At 30.4% G+C, this 15,143-nt stretch carries 18 protein-coding genes; all 18 read right to left on the minus strand.

The annotated features are described in order from the left end of the window. Positions 1-45: 45 nt before the first annotated feature. The 18 genes from FHK87_RS04150 to FHK87_RS04235 all read right to left on the minus strand — a co-directional run bounded on the left by FHK87_RS04150 (position 46) and on the right by FHK87_RS04235 (position 15,064). Positions 46-1,149 carry a serine hydrolase domain-containing protein gene (locus tag FHK87_RS04150; RefSeq protein ID WP_140590207.1) on the minus strand — a complete coding sequence of 368 codons (1,104 nt, stop codon included), beginning with the start codon at positions 1,147-1,149 and terminating at the stop codon, positions 46-48. 93 nt (positions 1,150-1,242) lie between these two features. Continuing rightward, the gene (locus FHK87_RS04155) at positions 1,243-1,614 is read right to left on the minus strand and encodes a hypothetical protein (protein ID WP_140590210.1); all 372 of its coding nucleotides are present in this window, start codon (positions 1,612-1,614) and stop codon (positions 1,243-1,245) included. A gap of 342 nt (positions 1,615-1,956) precedes the next feature. Then, positions 1,957-2,499: a retropepsin-like aspartic protease gene (locus FHK87_RS04160; RefSeq protein WP_140590214.1), complete on the minus strand. Its 543-nt coding sequence runs from the start codon at positions 2,497-2,499 to the stop codon at positions 1,957-1,959. 95 nt (positions 2,500-2,594) lie between these two features. Further along, a complete protein-coding gene (locus tag FHK87_RS04165; RefSeq protein WP_140590217.1) occupies positions 2,595-3,716 on the minus strand; it encodes a helix-turn-helix domain-containing protein in 1,122 nt (373 codons plus the stop codon). Between the two features lie 132 nt (positions 3,717-3,848). After that, positions 3,849-4,379, minus strand: a complete 531-nt coding sequence (locus FHK87_RS04170; protein ID WP_140590221.1) for a GrpB family protein — start codon at positions 4,377-4,379, stop codon at positions 3,849-3,851. Between the two features lie 6 nt (positions 4,380-4,385). Next, positions 4,386-4,949: an HD domain-containing protein gene (locus FHK87_RS04175; RefSeq protein WP_140590226.1), complete on the minus strand. Its 564-nt coding sequence runs from the start codon at positions 4,947-4,949 to the stop codon at positions 4,386-4,388. 104 nt (positions 4,950-5,053) lie between these two features. Then, positions 5,054-5,590 carry an SMI1/KNR4 family protein gene (locus FHK87_RS04180; protein ID WP_140590231.1) on the minus strand — a complete coding sequence of 179 codons (537 nt, stop codon included), beginning with the start codon at positions 5,588-5,590 and terminating at the stop codon, positions 5,054-5,056. A 6-nt stretch (positions 5,591-5,596) separates the two neighbouring features. After that, on the minus strand, positions 5,597-6,994 hold the full coding sequence (locus FHK87_RS04185) for an AraC family transcriptional regulator (RefSeq protein WP_140590235.1): 1,398 nt from the start codon (positions 6,992-6,994) through the stop codon (positions 5,597-5,599). Between the two features lie 69 nt (positions 6,995-7,063). Further along, complete coding sequence (locus FHK87_RS04190; protein WP_226294074.1) at positions 7,064-7,903, minus strand: alpha/beta fold hydrolase; 840 nt, start codon at positions 7,901-7,903, stop codon at positions 7,064-7,066. Positions 7,904-8,324: 421 nt separating this feature from the next. After that, positions 8,325-9,353 (minus strand): hypothetical protein, encoded by a 1,029-nt coding sequence (locus tag FHK87_RS04195; RefSeq protein WP_140590243.1) that lies wholly within the window; start codon positions 9,351-9,353, stop codon positions 8,325-8,327. 159 nt (positions 9,354-9,512) lie between these two features. Next, complete coding sequence (locus tag FHK87_RS04200) at positions 9,513-9,812, minus strand: hypothetical protein (RefSeq protein ID WP_140590247.1); 300 nt, start codon at positions 9,810-9,812, stop codon at positions 9,513-9,515. 2 nt (positions 9,813-9,814) lie between these two features. Continuing rightward, the gene (locus tag FHK87_RS04205; protein WP_140590251.1) at positions 9,815-10,192 is read right to left on the minus strand and encodes a hypothetical protein; all 378 of its coding nucleotides are present in this window, start codon (positions 10,190-10,192) and stop codon (positions 9,815-9,817) included. A gap of 103 nt (positions 10,193-10,295) precedes the next feature. Beyond that, positions 10,296-10,814 (minus strand): signal peptidase II, encoded by a 519-nt coding sequence (gene lspA / locus FHK87_RS04210; RefSeq protein WP_140590255.1) that lies wholly within the window; start codon positions 10,812-10,814, stop codon positions 10,296-10,298. A 193-nt stretch (positions 10,815-11,007) separates the two neighbouring features. Further along, positions 11,008-12,237: an alpha/beta hydrolase-fold protein gene (locus FHK87_RS04215; protein ID WP_140590258.1), complete on the minus strand. Its 1,230-nt coding sequence runs from the start codon at positions 12,235-12,237 to the stop codon at positions 11,008-11,010. 99 nt (positions 12,238-12,336) lie between these two features. After that, positions 12,337-12,753 carry a hypothetical protein gene (locus tag FHK87_RS04220; protein WP_140590263.1) on the minus strand — a complete coding sequence of 139 codons (417 nt, stop codon included), beginning with the start codon at positions 12,751-12,753 and terminating at the stop codon, positions 12,337-12,339. A 248-nt stretch (positions 12,754-13,001) separates the two neighbouring features. Then, positions 13,002-13,481 carry a DUF2004 domain-containing protein gene (locus FHK87_RS04225; RefSeq protein WP_140590267.1) on the minus strand — a complete coding sequence of 160 codons (480 nt, stop codon included), beginning with the start codon at positions 13,479-13,481 and terminating at the stop codon, positions 13,002-13,004. Between the two features lie 193 nt (positions 13,482-13,674). Then, positions 13,675-14,133, minus strand: a complete 459-nt coding sequence (locus FHK87_RS04230) for a hypothetical protein (RefSeq protein WP_140590271.1) — start codon at positions 14,131-14,133, stop codon at positions 13,675-13,677. A 262-nt stretch (positions 14,134-14,395) separates the two neighbouring features. Beyond that, positions 14,396-15,064: an imm11 family protein gene (locus tag FHK87_RS04235; RefSeq protein WP_140590275.1), complete on the minus strand. Its 669-nt coding sequence runs from the start codon at positions 15,062-15,064 to the stop codon at positions 14,396-14,398. Between the last annotated feature and the right edge of the window lie 79 nt (positions 15,065-15,143).

The raw sequence follows: 15,143 nt of genomic DNA on the forward strand, positions 1-15,143 counted from the left end.
ATCAACTAGTCATTATTACTTTACACCCTCTGTTTTAATTATTTTTTATTCCCAATAGTGATGCGCTATTTTCTCAATGATTTTCTGAGGAGAACTGCCTGTTAAATTTGTTAAAAGAATGATTGTCAACTTGTCTTTTGGATAAATAATTACAGATGCTCTTCCTCCACCAATAGGTGCAACACTCGAATGATTTTCTCGCATCATAATTGGCCATCCATAGCCGTAGCCATTTAGAAACCCACCGAAACCTCCATACTGACCATTATTCAACGGTACGGCAGTCCACATTTCTGCTATACTCTTTTTTGTAATAAATGTTTCATTTTCTAAAGCCATTATCCACTTTGTCAATGCTTCGGTTGTTGCAAATGCGCCAGCATCTGCCCAAACAAGAGGCGAAAAATCTTCTGAAATTTCAAATAACTTTTCTCCTTTTTCATATTCATTGGTCTGCTTGTTTTTTTTGTAGTAACTATAAGTAGAACTTTTGTTCTTTTCAACCTCAAAAGAGCTACCAAAAATAATCTCTTTGGATATCCCAATCTTGTCAAATTGTTTTTTTTGCAAAAATTGTACGTAATTCATCCCACTCATTTTTTCAATCAGTTTTAGAATCAACACGTAATTTGTTTGTATATAATCAAAGTTTTCACCTGCTTTAAATCGGATGTTGGCTTTTTTTACTTCTTCCCATGCAAATGCTTCTCCTTTGCCTCCTATGAGTCCACCATTCTCAATATCCTCAATATCAGGTAGTCCAGAAGTATGGCTCAATAGTTGTCGAATCGTAATTTTTTGCCACTCTGAGGGCAAGTCATCCAAATAATGTGAAATAGGGTTTGACAACTTCACTTTTTTACTTTCCACCAATTGCATTACAGCTGTACCTGCAAATATTTTTGAAAGTGAATTGATAGAAAAAATCGTTGTATTATCTACAGGAACGGAAAATGCAACATTAGCCAGACCCAAAGATTCAGAAATTATTGTTTTTCCATTTTTAATTACTACTATTCCGCAGCCTGGTATTTTTTCCCGTTGAATTTCTTGTTTTAATTCGTTTAAGAATTTTTTCTCTTTTTCTTGAGCAGTTAGTGCACTAACCATCACAAAAAAGACTAGCAAACCCCTGAGTGATTTATTCATATATTTTGGTTCTTTTTAAAAATAAATAGATTTTTTTTGGTTTGATATTTAACAGCTATATTTTATATGGCATTATATTAAAGTAGTTTTCATTTAATACAACCCTTTTTCATTTAGAATTTTCATGACTTTATCATTTTCCTTAATTCTTTTTAGTCTTTCTCTTTCTGTTTTTTCTGGATTATTTTCATAAACCTGATAGCCAAATTCCCATAAATTCTCTAATCCTTCTAAGCTTCCATCTGGCTTCAATCTCATATGTCTGCTATTTGTCATTCTGTGTACTGCAAAAAAATCGATATGATAAAGTTCTTGAGTTCCGTAGATTCTGGCTTTAATACTCCATCCCCCAATCCCTAAATCATATATTTTTTCGGTTTCCATTATTTCAGGAAGCTTAATTTCATTCTCAGAAAAGTAGTTTTCAAAACTAATTTTAACTTTTTTTGAAATTGTGATTATCACTTTTATGTATTAAAACTTCAAATTTTATTTTTGTCAATTGGTTATTTGCTATAGAATCCGAATCAAATAATTCCATATTTAACATGCAAAATTGCTGTCAACGATTCATATAACTATCTATTATGCCAAGGTATGCCTTGTTTTTGGATCTGGCAAAGATTTTAGCATTTCCAAATAGATGTAGATTTAGTAGAATTTGTTACAATTATTATATAGTATTGTTTCTAAATTTTTCAAAATCCAATACATTTAGAATAGGCTTTTAATATTCAATCTTTAATTATATTTTGTGATTAATTAAACTTAGTACAGTTTATTTAACTTTTTCAATTAATTAGACAACTATCTTTTAAGGTATAATATAAGATTGACATAGTCTATTATCGCATCTCCTTTTGTCAACACATCAGCACCTATGACACCATCTATTTTTTTAATACCCAAGGTTTCAAAGGCATTATTTACATATCCTAAATCCATAAGTGTAAGCGACTTATTTTCCATCTTTAAACTAGACAAAATAAGTTCGTTATTTTTAGAATCTTGCATTGCAATACCTGAGCCTCCTGCACCTGTAGCAACATTGTCTGTATTTATAGCTTTCATTTTAAACTTTTCTTTCTGTGTTCGTTCTATTACAGTTGCTCCAGCGCCCGTATCCAAAATGAATATCCCCTTTACACCATTTATGGAACCTTTTAGCTGTAAATGACCAGATATTTCTTTGGTCATAGGCACTTTTATGTAGCCATTGGCCAAAAGTGATTTTTCTAGATTAAACTCTAGAACAGTAGTTTTATTTTCATTTATGTTATTGGACTGTGCGCAAGAAGTAATTGTTGCGGTTAATGTCAAAACAGTTAGCATTTTAAGGGTTCTTCTCATGATTTCTCAAATTTTAAATTCTACGCGAATATTAGTTGAAAATTACAGATAGAAGTCCTAAAATGAGATTTCGCACCTATTTGGAAGTGCAAACTTTACCGAACTTTAGTGTATGTTTTTCGATATTGTGATGGAGTCATACCTGTTTTCTTTTTGAAAACGCTATTAAAAGTTGATTTTGAATTGAAACCATTAGCATACGCTATCATAATAATCTGTTCATTAGATTGAGTCAGTTCTTTTTTTACGCTTTCAATCCTATATTGATTTACAAAATCATGAAAATTTCCGTAGGTGTTCTTGTTTATAATGTAAGACAGTTCATTAGATTTTATATTAATCAAATTAGCCAGTTTGTTTAGAGTTAAGTCTACTTCGAGAAAGGGTTTTTCCTTTTCCATAAAAGCGAGTAATCTTTGGAAAATTTCTGCTTGTTTTTCAGAAAGCTTATTTTTTAAATTATTTGTTTTTGTCTCATCTTCTTGATGCACAATTCGGATATTTTCCTGCTCAATTACATTTGTGCCAAAATAGATTGCTGATAGTACTAAAGAGATAATAAGCCCCATTTCTAAGTAATGAATATTTACTATTGGGTATATGTAGTTGAAGAAATATATAGTCAAAGGGATTAAAAGTAGAAACATCCAAAACTTAACAAATTTTGACAACCAATTAACACCACTCTTGTTTATAGTGGAAAGATTGCTCAACATGACTTTTTTTATTTTTTTTACATCTTTAAGACTCAATAATGCATAAATGGCATTGTGGATTAATATGCAGTAGATAAAGACACTTTCTTCTACGGAAACTCTATAAATATTCTGCTTTGATTGGGATAACAATTGTTCAATTATACGAGGCCAATCTGCTTTTGGCACTTGAAAATACGTGTAAATGGTAACAGCAAAGGCCATTACTGCCGGAATAAAGTGCAATAAAGCTTTACAACGAATTCTATTAACCGAAAGTGATTTAGAATACAGAAACAATAATGGACCATCTACAAAAAAGAAACCTTGATCCAGAAAATATAACAATGGAAAAAATGATACATCTGTATTCTCTTTCACATAAAATAGCACAAAACGCAACGTCCATATGCCAAGAATAGCAGTTGCAATTTTCTCTGAAAACAAAGAATTTTCTTTTCTTGTGATTAAGATGATAGAAAAGATTGAGACTGTAAATCCTATACTGAACCAAATACTCATTCGTGGCAATCTTTAATTTTAAATTGTTCTTTTTGGTAAAGATTCATTGTTTTGGGTAATACTCGGTTTAGCTTATCACCAACATATTTTGTATAAAATGCATTTCAATGTATTTTTACGATATGTAAGGTTTTATTTTTCTTTTGATTTTTGAATGATCGATTCGACAAACTCTTTTGCCATAACTTCTTTCAGTTTAGCATATTCTTTTCTATTTTGATTTGTCATTTCGGCAATTTTATATTTTAACTTTTCATACTCTGCTCTTTCTTTTTCATTCTCTCTTAAGTAGTTACGAAAAATCATATGTCTCTGTAATTCGCTACTATTTATCTGGCAAACATATAAATGATGTTTGATTGAGTCTAATATGATGTGATTCTCTTCTTTTTTCTTTCGTTTAAAAACTTTTCTTCCATGTATCCCCTGATTGCCATTGTGATAGTAACCAAGTTTTTTCAAACTTATTTTTATTTCTTCGAATGATTCTGGTTTTTCATATACAATATCAATATCTATGATTGGTTTCGCGGCTAATCCTTTTATTGATGTACTCCCGATATGTTCAATTTTAATATCTTTTGTAAGAATATTATTTTCAAAAACTCTTTTTAATTTACTAAAATTTTTAAGCCACTCTCCTTGATATTCCTGTATTAGCATTTAATTTTATTTTTCGAGAAAGGCATGATATTTTTCTATCTTATTTTTGAGCCTCTTGGCTAAATAATCATTTCCATCTTTCAAATATTCATAAATCATTTTTGCCTCAGATATGTACTTTTCTTTTTTGTCGTTACTCCAATAGAAAGGTGGTTCATAAAGGTTACAAATTCTATCCGCCATTTTTACAGCCCATACCTCTTTGGGTTGCTTTTTTACTCTTTCTAAACTATCAATCATCATCTCTTGCTTGCCAGGTAGACTTTCATTTTTAGTAAGCGCAGAAACACCATCAGCTATTTTTTCTCCAAATAACTGTTTGGCTTTTGCATAATCAAAATCAGTATCCTCGATGGTATCATGCAGAACTGCACAATGCATGGCTAAATTGGTATCAAAATCATCGCTCAATTGTGCAGCATTAAGAACTTCAAAAACTACACTTCCTATATGGTTAATATACTCTACTTTTTCTCCTTTATTTGGCCCTCCGTATTTTTGTCCATCATGCAGTTTTGAAGCTATTTTCCAGGCATCTTGTAATTTATCTATAGACCATTTCTCATCCATAATCTTTTATTTAAGTGTATTTATAAGGCTAGCTTAACCATTGATTACATTAAGTTACATCAAAACTTTTTGGTTAGCAACCGAGTATTTAGCGTAGCATTTTATCAATTTTTCTTCTTTTCCTTTCTTTCTTTTAACTCTTTAAGTTCAAGCTCTAATATTTCCCAAAAATTCATATTGGTAGGTTCAATTATATTTTCCTCGTGGTTATATTTAACAATATTTCCGTTCTCATCAGTACAATAACAATTAGCATCACCAATTAATTTTAAAATAGGAACAGCCTTAATGCCAGTTTCTTCAATAAATTCTTTTCCTGTAATAGAGAGTGTCATCCAATCTTCACTTTCTTGACAAGCAGTGTAGGTATGAATTCCATATAAAAAACTCCATGCTTCTCCAACATCATAGAGCTTAGGTCTTTCCCAAATTTCTTCTTTAACTTCAATAAACAAGCCTCGTTCAGGTAATATTTCAGCATCTTTAGCAAGTAAATGAAATACATATTCTTCTGGAAATCTGACCCCTAAATCTTTTTCGACGCTATCAATATCTATTTTCTGTATTCGTTCAGGAGACATTGGAGAAACTCTAAAATCTCCATCTAGATATTTACTTAATAATGCTATCGTTTTGTCCATATTTTATTATTCAAGCGTATCTCTAAGTTCTTTAATAAATTTTATTGATTCTATTTCAATCTTTTGGGTTAGACTTCTTTTGTCATCAAAATTTGGATTTTCAACAATTATCTGGTCTATGATCGATAAACTGTTATCGATTGATTCTGCCAAATGATATTTACTCCAATCACTATCTTTGAAAATTTTCCAATACTTTTTTCGGATACTTTTGTTTTGACCTGACAGGCAAATTGAAAAACATAACGTTTTGTGGTCTAAGATAATAACAAATTTGAGTTTTTGTTTTTTTAACTCTTCTGTGGTTAGTGAAAAATAAGAGTAATCGGGGCTCTGAAGATAAATATTACCAAAAGAAAAGGAAGCTTCATATTGTTTACTAAAAAAAGTTCTTAATTCCTTCATGTATGCAATAAGCTGATGAAAATCCAAACTTTTTTTACTCTGATTATTATTCTCCTTATTGGATAATTCTACATTTCTTGTGGTATCCAATTTAATCTGCTCCGTTCTTTCTAGTGGAATACAAATATCTATGATGATTTTTTGCTCAGGGTGATTGCGGTGGTCATTATGATAGACTTCAAAATAATCTCCGTCTCTAAATTCATATCCATTCTCAATGACCCAAATGCACATGTTTTTCCATGCTTTTGAGATTTCTTCTGCTTTAATTTCAAAGTGTCCAACTGCATAAAGGCCTTTATCTAAATTTATCTGCCTGATTTCTCCATCTGGATTGATATTTTTACTAATAGTTACACAAGTACTGAATCTTAATTTAGGTGTATGAGTAACATTAGGATTATCGTGATAAACGGTAACAGCTTTAAAATTTGAAGTGTCTAATACTTGTTTCTGATACCCCCATTGCATTAATCTTTGAAACATCATATCGGCCTTATCAAAAACTCCTATATGGGATATCCCAGCAAGCTTTAGCTCTGGAAATTCTTTTATTGTTATTTGTGCATTCATGTTCATCCATTGTCTAATATGATCAATGGAACAAATGTATTTTTCAATTGAAAAAGACTCTATACCAATCTTGCTAAGTATTTCTTTTCCTTCGGTTCTAAATCTGGTTGGACTTATGCCATAATATTTTTTAAAAGCTCTCGAAAATGAGCTATCGCTATTAAATCCGTATTTATAAGCCAAATCATTAAAAGGAACATCTGGCTCAACAAGTATAATTGAAGCAATGCGTTCAATTCGCTTTCTGTTGATGAATTCGTTTAATCTCTCATTTACAACTGCCAGAAATACTCTGTGAAAATGATACGGTGAATAATGCGCTTTCTTGGAGATATAGTCGAGCGATAGGTCTATATCAAGATTATTTTCAATAAAGTCCAAGACGAAATTGATTCGTTTGAGGTATTCTCGCCTTGTTTCAGTCATTTAAATATCAGTTTTAAAATGCCGTATAAAATATGTTTTAATGCATTTTTGCGAATTGTTATCTGGTTTTTAATGCAGATTTTCAATAAAGCTATTTATTTCAGCTGTATATTTTTCTTCTTGCTCTAGCCATCCATAATGGCCGCATTCATTCAGCAACACAAGTTTAGAAGTTTTATAAACGTTATGTGCTTTAAAAGCCGTTTCGGAGCCAACTAAATCTTGTCGACCTTGTATGATAAGAACAGGTGAGTTAAATTTTGACATGGGACTACTCCAATCATAATTATTTTTGGATAAGTCACTGAGCATCAAATTTCTTATTTCTGGATTTGACTGCGTCAGTCTATGCGCAATTTGTTCTATATATTCATTTCCATATAAATAGGTAGGGGCTCTTAGTTTGCCTACTTTATATTTGGCAAGATAAGTGGTATCTCCTTCATTAATTTTTTTGCTCCAATATCTTAGAGAGTCTCTATCCATATCACTCATTCTAATGTGTATATTAGCGCTCATATAAGAAAAAATCTCCAAATCAATTCCTCCAGAGGCAGACAATATCATTCCCTTTATCCGATCTGAATGTTTGGAAGCATAGTGCTGTGCTACAAACCCGCCAAATGAATGCCCAAGTACGACCCATTTTTTAATGTTCAAATGATTTCTCAAAATCTCAATATCATCAATTAACAAATCCATGGACAAGGTAGTTGAATCAATGGTTTTTAAATTAGATTTACCAGTACCTCTTTGATCATAAATGATGGCCATGTATTTATCTTTGAACAATGTTGCCAAAGATGAAAAACCTTCAGAATCTATTCCTGGTCCGCCATTGATGATAAGAAGAGGCTCGCCTTTTCCAAAAGTTTTATAATGAATAGATCCAAAGCTTGTGGTTATCATATTGCTGGTTTGTGCAATAATTGTATAAAAACCAAAAATCATTAAGGCTAAAACTAAAACTCTATTTTTCTTCATTTTTTTCTTTTTATTACCAACAATTAGTGTATCGGTGTGTAGGATTTAGTCAACATGAACGGCATAAATATTACCTTATGCTGGTTTTTCTATTCCCAAATTGGTATTGTTTTTTCTTTATTTTTTCTTTTAGATGTCTTCACATACCAATTACAGCCTCTATTTCCTTGTTTACTTGATTCCGTTTTTTCATTTGGTTGTAATTGTGCAAAACATACCAGCTATGAGGAGTGCGGGATTAAATCCGCAAGATTCGTTACACCGTAGCGAAAAGATAACAAATTTGTCTCGAATTCTAATAAAAAATCAACTGTAATGGGTTACAGCATTTGTTGACGAATCTTTTTTATTTTGTTATGCTATTATACTTATTCAAAATTTCGGAATATTTACTTAAGACTAATCCTCCAATTGCTATTTCATAAGGAAGCTCTTTATCTTCTTTGTTCATTGAAAGAAAAAGTACCTTATTGTCTTTTTTCCATATTGAAAAAGCCCCATCAAATTCATACATAAATGGATTTCCCTCAGAGAGTTCATAATATTTATCCCAAGTACTATTATCTTCAAAGTCAATTTTTTTTGGAAGTAATTCGCTATGAGGCTCCTGATTTAATAAACTTGAAATCTCATCTTCGTATTCTTTAAATTTTTCTTGAGCAAATTGCTCCTGTTCTTCGTAAGATAAATTACCTGCATCTCCATTAAAACCGTAGAATGTGGTAGAAAAAGCCAGTGGATATTTTGGGTATATAAAATCATCTACTTCAATTTCTGTTTCGTCTTCTACTTCTTCATATTCGGTTTCATCTATTTCTGTTTTAATTGACCACATCATTTCAAGATTTTGAAGTATCTCCTCTACTTTTTCTTTTGAGTATTCTCCTCTAATTCCCTTTAGTCGAATAGATTGCCTCATTGCTTCTTTGTTACTTTCAGTAATATGGGATTCATTTAGAAGCTCTAGTTTATATTCAAGTCTATCTATAAAATTATCTATAGTATTTCGTTCTAACTGCAAAGGCAGGATATACCTTTGAGCAATGTTCCTGGCAAGTTCTTTGTATTTATCTGATAAGTCTTCGGTATATTGATCTTCTTCGGGTAATAAATACTCTTCGATCGCATCTATAAGCGACTCAATTTCTTTTTGTTTCAATTGGATTTGAACAAAATGATTTTTAACGATTTCATCGATTATTTTTTCTTCTCTTTGCAACCATTCTTTACTCAAATCTGCAGGTTCAACCCTTGAATAATCAGGCTCATAATTTTTAAAAACATCCCAAAAACTAGCACTAGAATTTTCCGGTAAAATAAACTCTGTGTAGAGTTGTTTCGGGCTTTTTTCTTCTATCCAAAATTTGTTTTTCATTTTTTTGTTATTATTACCAACAACTAGTAAACATGAACCCTAAAAGTATCTTTCTTTACTTTTTCGTTTTACAAACTCTTCTATTTTTATGTATACTCTAGTTTTATTTTTTTAAACTACGATAAATTATTGTGCAACTTGTTGATGGTAGTTTTTTTTTTAATCTTGATAATCAATCAATTTAAATTTAATTTTTTGTGTTTTAATATAATTTTTTAGATCACCAAGGTGATTCCACAAATAAGAAGAACTATATTGACAAACGTAAATTCCATCATTTTCAAAAATGATACTAATATTTGGCATTTCCCCATTATTTTCTGGTTGTCTGAAATCCCAAAACATTTTACTATTAAATTCATACTTTTTGTCAAATATTATATTGGTAACAAGTAAATCTTGAATTTCGGCAATTTGTTTTTCTGTAAGTTTTGTAACTATTTTATATTCATACCCCATAGTTAATCGCCTAATATTTCAATGTCATACTTTTTATTTGAAAAGTAGTTAATTAAAGCTCTAAATTCTAAAATATCAGTTGTTTTTTGTTTATCAGAATTCAGGTTTGATTTTTCAATATAGATGTCAATAATTTTTATTAATGTCTTTTGACCTTCAATGGTAAGTTTTGTATCATTATATAAGTCGATAATAGTACCTGTCCAGTTTTTATACTCAATGAATATTTCGTTAAGGTTTTTAAATCTACTATCATCAAGTCCAAATAAATATTCTCGATTGTTAAGCTTATGAAAATCTAATGCCATATCGTTTATTACATTATTGCCAACAGTAAATATGTGAATCGGAGCAATGAAAACATACCTGAACCAATCCATTTGTATACATATTTTTATTAATCTTATAAAAATTTAGTGTCTTCGCAAAAAGAGGATGGTCTTTTGATCCGATACTAAGCTTCTCTGATCTTATGCGTAAATGTTATAAGCTGGCTTTTTTAAATTGATGCTTTTTCCATTCCAATATTATTGAATTCAATAAAATCAGAAGAGAGCCGACCACTACAGAAACATCAGCCATATTAAAAATTCCAGTATGTAAAAAACCATATTCTAAATACATAAAGTCTGTCACTGAGTTAAATACTATTCTATCATAAATATTTCCAATACCACCCCCAATAATAAAAGAGAATCCGATGAGATTAAGTTTTGAAACCTTATTTTCTTTAACAATATAAATGAACATAAAAAGAAGAACTAGTAAAGGCAGAGCTTGTAAAAAAATTATCTTTAAGTTAGGAGTTAGGTTTTCTCCTAAACTCAGAGCCGCTCCAGTATTCTCCACTTTAGTCAAAATGAAGTTATCACCAATCACTTTTACAGTTTCATTTTCAGAAATTTCCTTTCTAACCTTTTCTTTTGTGATCTGATCACAGCTTATATTACCGAAAATTATGATTAAAGAAACAAATATTTTAATCAGTCTTTTTACTTTCATAGTTTTATTCTTTCTTGCATACTTGTAACATTTAATATATGTATCCTAACAGTACAAAATGTTACTCTTACTTATCGACTTTGCTCTACATTGATTACTAATCATTTTTCGTCTCGGCAAACATTAAAACTACAATCCTCATTTGATTAACCGTTTAATTGCTATGATCACATACATTGCTGTTAACAGTTTTTCAATGCTTTTTATTTGTCTTTACTCTTATTTTCTTTTCTATTTTATCTAAGTCGGCTTTGTACGTCTCCCATTCAAAGTTACCGGTTTTTTTAACCAAATCTAAGGCTATTTTGTAATTGTCTTTTGCTTTTTGTAATTCGCCAAGATTTTCATACGCCATACCCAAAAGGGAATAGGCATCATAAGAATTAGGACGCTCTTTTAAGTTTACTTTAAAAACATCAACGGCATAGGGTTTTAGATCTTCTATCTTCAATAAGTCATAACCCAAATCTATTAATGCACTTTCATTAGAGATTTCAAACCCATAAGTTTTGGAAGCATCATCAAAATGATTTAATACATTTTCAATAGCTTTTTTTGGACCTCCTTGTGCCATAATGGCTCTTTTGGTCTTAAATCTTTTGAACTGTATAATTGGCTCAAATATGTATCGTAAACCAAAAAATACCGAAGGTAACCCCACAGAAAGGTGTGACTCTTCTGGCATATGATGGTATTTAAATCGAAGACTTGTGTTTTTATTGGTATTAATATAATTCTCAAAATCTCCACCTAATTTAATAATATTACCCCGCATATTACCCGCAATTTCGGTAGCTAAAGTCATATAAAAGGCTTGTTTCATTTTAGTAGGATCAGGAAATATAGTATCAAACCCATCATTAATATTATCAATGGGATACCATAAACTTGGACTTATGGTTATATAGGCGTTAAATAATTCTGGATGTTTGAGAAAGGAATAAACATTAAAAAGACCACCTAATGAATGCCCTGAAATTATCTTGTAAGGAGCAGTTCTATAATTTTTTTCTATATGAGGCATTAGTTCTTTTTCAAGAAAAGCTATAAAGTTGTCGGCACCTCCAACATTACCCAATCTTTCTCGTTGTTTTGGGTCAAGATTAATAGATTCGGGAGTAAGGTCACGAACACGATGTGTATTTCTTATCCCTACAATAATTATTTCTGGAATACGATTATCAAAATTGAGAAATTCAGCCGAGGCTACTGCATGTCGAAAATTTAAAAAACTGTCGAGTAAATATAGTACAGGGTAATTTTTTGTAGATGTATCGTAATCCTTTGGGAGATAGATTTCCAATAAACGGTCTTCATCTAGTATTTGCGAATATATTGAGGAAGTATGCCCTATAGTAATGTTCTTTTGAGCAAAGATTGATAGACCGGTTAGAACAAAGCCAATAAATAGATTTAATTTCATGTGGAGCACTTTGATTTTGATTCTTTACAACATCTAATGTATATGTCATTGCAGCGCAAAATGTTACTCTTACTTATCAACTTTGCTCTACATTGATTGCTAATCATTTATGACTAAAGAGTAGACTTTTGAGTCTGTATCATTTGAAAAACAAAGATTATCACAGTCAAATTCGTCATCATCTTCTGAATCGTAGCAGTCTTCCTCAACACTTAAAGTTATTTCGACACTAAATACGCCTGCTTCATTTGGTACTCCTTGTAAAATTAGTTTGTTTTCAACTTCAAAAGAACGTATTCCATCAGGTAAATTTTCAACATGAAATGAATAAAAATAGTGACCAAATTCGTTTCGTACTTCCCCCACAATTACCTGATAGTATTCTATACCAACTCTACCTTCAGAAATTCTTTCAGTTCTTAAATTTGGTTTTGAAACAAAAAAAATACAATCTTCAAGGAATTCATCACAAGATATAAATTGTAAAATAAAAATTAGAGGTAAAACTTTTTTCATCTATAGTATTTCAAGAAATAATTACTGTTGTTTTCAGCACTTAATTTGTTTTCACCTCAACAACAAGAATTATACCACTATAAATTATTATGTAGATTATCGAAATGTGTGCTAGTAGAGTTGACTACTAATAATTATGGTCTAGCACTAATATTCAAAGCACATACTAAACTGAACATCTGTGAGAATTTGCAGAAGTAGTCGATAAGAAGCAATTACTTATAGTCGTTGTAGGATGTACGTTATTATCAACTTTCCCAAGCGATTCTTTTTTCTAAATTTTCATTAATGTAGATTCCTAGAACCTGATCAGATATTTCTTGGTTTAAAACATAATCAGGAACAATTTCATCATCATGAAATGCTATTGCTTTTAACTTTAAAGCATGTAATAGTTTTTGTGTTTTTTCGGATTTTGTGGAACTATCACCAATAATTTTGGTAAACTTTTCATGCATCTCTTCTAAATGGTATTCTAAATACTCTAGGACTGTTTTGTCTTCTGAATTATCAAATTCTTGATAAAGTAATGATAGATTGTTTTTATCAAAAGTATCTAAATCGTCAAGAATAGTTTTTGCATTTTGAAAATAAGTCTCATTAATTTCTTCTGCAAACCACATTAAGATAACTTTTCTGCCTTGAAAATCAATCTCCATATATTCTTGTTCTTCTGTAAGGCGATCAACATCTACTTTGCCAAAATATGGTAATTCAAATTGTTCCATTTTAATATTTTAAGTTGTATCAAATGATGCTTAACCTCTAGGGTATTGTGCCATAATTGACAAAAGAAAACTATGCACCATACCCTTTGTTGACATTTTGTTTTACTTTAATTCTTTTTATATAGTTTCATAAAAATTCTCAATAGACCGACTCCACTGTAACTGCGTTTACACCTTATTGTGTAACAAGTTTTTATTTAAATATTATTGGTAAATCAGAATTATGAATTTTTATAATATTAAAAGATTGCGTAATAACAGTTGTTGCACCACCTCCTTCTAGAACAAAACTAGTAACATTTACAATTACGTTTTCAGAATTCGATGTTATATCAAGTTTTAAGCTATAACCTCCGTTTCCTTTTATTGTATCAAATACTGCAATAACTGTATATTCAGAAAAATCTATATCAATTTCTGTAAAGTTATCAGAGACATTATTTACTGAATTCATTTTAGTTATTAAATCATTCCAAGTAGCTTGATCAGAAATAATTAAATTCTGCTTCATGATTCCTTCTTCTCCGTTTCCATAAAGATTATCTTTTGCAATTACAATAGATTCAACATCTGTCATTTCTAAATTTTTATCATCTGAACTGCAGCTCAAAGCAAAAATGGAAAGTAAAATAATTAAAAAATTGTTTTTCATGATAAATTAGTTTTATTGATAGATCACAAAACATTCAAAAGGTTGCATTAAATTTACTACAACGTTTACTGTAAAATGCATTTTATATAGTTTTAGTATCTTTCATTTGGTCAAATAACCTTTGAATTTAAGTTTTATTCAAAGCTCTCATTTTATACTTCGACTTTTCAATATCAAAAATGTTCTCCAAGCTTAATACAATGCAAATGAAATAGTTTTTTGAAGATACTTCATTTTCATTGTCACATAAGCAAGTTGGCATCTAAATACCGTTCCAACCTTCAGCTTCTTTTACAAAAAAGCCTTCAAAACCTGCTTTTTCTAGCGCTTGTTTTACATTATCATTAATAAAGATTTGATTTAGCATTTTAGATGCTCTGAAAACTTTAGCATCTTTTGGTACTGCATCGTAATCCACAATCATGTTATCCACATCAGCAATTTGGCTCTCATCTAAAGAAGACATATCATATTCAGATTCTTCCATATCGAAGATATCTATCTTGCTTAACACATTGCATATAAAATAATCCTTTGAAGACACCTCATGATTATGATCACATAGCCAGATAGGCAGATACTCGATACTGTCTACCCCAAGATCTTCAAATACTTCTTTTACTTCACTATTTACAATTAAAAGGTCATTAATATTATCCAGAAAATTGTACAACTGGATACCTTCAGGGTATTGAGGATCATAATAAATCTTACAATCTTCTACTGAGGGGTACTCATTAATCAAGCTAATGCCTTTATCGAACTTAAAAGACTCTGGCATCTTTGATGACAATCCAGAAAGAAACACGGCATCAGAAGGACCATAAAATTTTATAACCCAGTATTTCATTCTATCTTTTATTATATTAAATTTTTCATCAATCATAGTAACCTGTTCTTTAGTAAACCTTATATTTCCTATTAATCTCATTTAATTTTTTTGAGAGCTGTTCTAATGTTTTTTGAACATACGTAATGTATTTGGAATACTTACCATTTCCGGAATCTGC

The sequence above is a fragment of the Aquimarina algicola genome, from assembly GCF_006443095.1.
Taxonomy (GTDB): domain Bacteria; phylum Bacteroidota; class Bacteroidia; order Flavobacteriales; family Flavobacteriaceae; genus Aquimarina; species Aquimarina algicola.